Here is a 2276-nt window from a genome sequence, read left to right on the forward strand (position 1 = left end):
TAATTTTGCTAATAATGTTTTTGTTTTTTTAGTGGTTGTGCCATTAACTGTTTCTGTTTTTTCTAATGTATTTTCTAAATAATATACTTGTTGTAAATTAAATGTAAATTTATATGGTTCTTTATGAACAGTTCCATTAGAATTTAGAACTGAAGGATTATTATGTAGATCTTTATATTTTAATGTACCATCTTTATATTTGTCATCTACATCTTTTTCGTTGTACTCTTTGTAGTTTTGGTTTGATTTTTGTAATTCTTCTAAAGTTTTAGTATATGATTTTTTACCAGTATCGTTTTGCATTACAGGTGGTAATGTAAAGGTGTGTTCGTATGTTCTATTATTTTTAGCAGTTACACCTTGATCTGAAGTATTTACAGTGCTTTCTACGACTGTCACTTCATTACCCCAAACATCTTGCCTTTTGTAAAGGTATCTTGCAGGTTTTGCACTGTTTTTTTATTGGTTTCATTATTTCCAGTTCCAGTTGTTACAGGTTTTAATGTAAGTGATTTAAGTAATGTTCTGTTTTGTCCTTCAGTTGTATTATTATCACTGTCAAATGTAAATTGTTTTACATTACCATTACTGTCTTTTACTTCATTACCATGTATATCTACTGCTTTGTATAATAATTTACCATTGTTGTCTTTTTGATGCTTTAATGTAGGTGTTCCATCATATTCAATTCTTACTCTAAATACAGATTCTTGTACATCCTTACCGTCTTTTTTAACTACAACATAAAAATCTTTATTTGTTTCTCCTTCTTCTGTTACTGTATCTACTAATACAACATCACCAGGTTTAACTTCATTAAAGTCTCCATTTGTTGCAGAGTCATAATTTGAGGCTTGTGTATCTACACTTGGATCTGGATTTTTTCCTGCATTATATCTATCAGTAGTCAATAAAACTAATTTATAACCTACATGCACTAAGTTATAATCTTTAAATAATGCTTTATTATTTAAATCATCATTGCAATACTTTGCAACTAATCCTACTTCTTGTTTAATTTGTTTTGTATCTGTTACATTTGTATCTGTTACTAAATGTTTAGTTTCTAAATCAACTAATTTTTTATCATCATTATCATCAGTAAATTTAGAATATAGATAACCTAATAATGAAGGATTAGCTTTCCCAACTTTTGTTCCTAATGGTTTAGTTTTAAACATATAGTCTGTATTTAGGGCTCTTGTAGAAATAATCATCCCTACTATAAATACTGTAGCAACTAAGGCAGCACCTAAAATTACTAAGACTTTAGGAAACCCACATACTTTCTTATTTTTCTTATTATTATTAACATTACGCATATATTTATTCTAATTCCCTTCCAATATTGTTTTTATTATGAAAACAAAATATAGAAAATTTTTTTATAAAACATGTTATTTCCTTGAAGCAATATTTTAACTTAACTAAATAGTATTAAATAATAATTAGTGTCAATTAAAATATTTATAATTTATCAATTAATCAATTAGCTATTATTAAAGATTAGATAATAATTAATTTGATAATAAAAAAAGTTAGCCTTTAAAAATCACCAAAAAACAATTTTAATTAATAAATAATTAAAGATAATAATTTGATAATTTTTAAAAAACTAACTTAATAAGGATAAAAAGGGCATTCCTATAACAAGGAACAATTTGTTCTTAAATTAAGGAATAATGATGTTCTTAAAATGAAGAACAATTAAGATGCAAAAAAAGGGCGAAAAAGTGAGAAAAAGCGCGGCGCAAAGGGAAAAAAGGGGTCAAAGGGGCAAAAAAAGCAAAAAAAAAAAAGACTAGCAAAAACTAGTCTTTTATCTTTAAAAAATATTTAATTATAGATGTGATTTGTATTTTATTTTATTAGATGTTAAAATAAATGTGGTGTTGAAAAATACATCATCTACAAAAATAAAGTATGACACCGTTATGCCAATGAACCAATCCAAAGACAACTAACCAAAAGGTTAAAGTTCAATTATATTTTAACAAATTATAAGGGGTTTGTCAATATTCAGGGTTAATTATTTTTTGGGTTTTTGAGATTTATCATTGTTTTGCTGCTTTGGTTTTGGTGGATTTGGCTGAGAAAAACTATTTTTCGTTTGTTGGTTTTGAGTTTGATTTTTGTAATACTTTTTGGGGTTTGGGGGTTTATTGTTGTTCTTCTTGTTCTTTTTGTTGTTGTGTCCCTTTATTTGGGTTTGGGTTGTTCGGTCTTCCTCACTTTCCTTTACCCTGTGAAACATTCGCATTATTACTTGTACCTCT

Annotated in this window: 2 protein-coding genes and 1 pseudogene; all 3 read right to left on the bottom strand. The window is 26.8% G+C overall.

What is annotated here, in order from left to right; genetic code table 11:
• The coding region (locus OYV_RS03475; protein ID WP_042068307.1) for a hypothetical protein at positions 1-399 on the bottom strand (399 nt) is incomplete at its 3' end.
• A complete protein-coding gene (locus tag OYV_RS03480) occupies positions 396-1322 on the bottom strand; it encodes a hypothetical protein (protein WP_042068308.1) in 927 nt (308 codons plus the stop codon). The genes OYV_RS03480 and OYV_RS03475, both read right to left, overlap by 4 nt.
• Before the next feature lie 707 nt (positions 1323-2029).
• Positions 2030-2276, bottom strand: a pseudogene (locus OYV_RS03485) (hypothetical protein); the annotation flags it as partial.

Source organism: 'Chrysanthemum coronarium' phytoplasma, from assembly GCF_000744065.1.
GTDB classification, from domain to species: domain Bacteria; phylum Bacillota_I; class Bacilli_A; order Acholeplasmatales; family Acholeplasmataceae; genus Phytoplasma; species Phytoplasma asteris.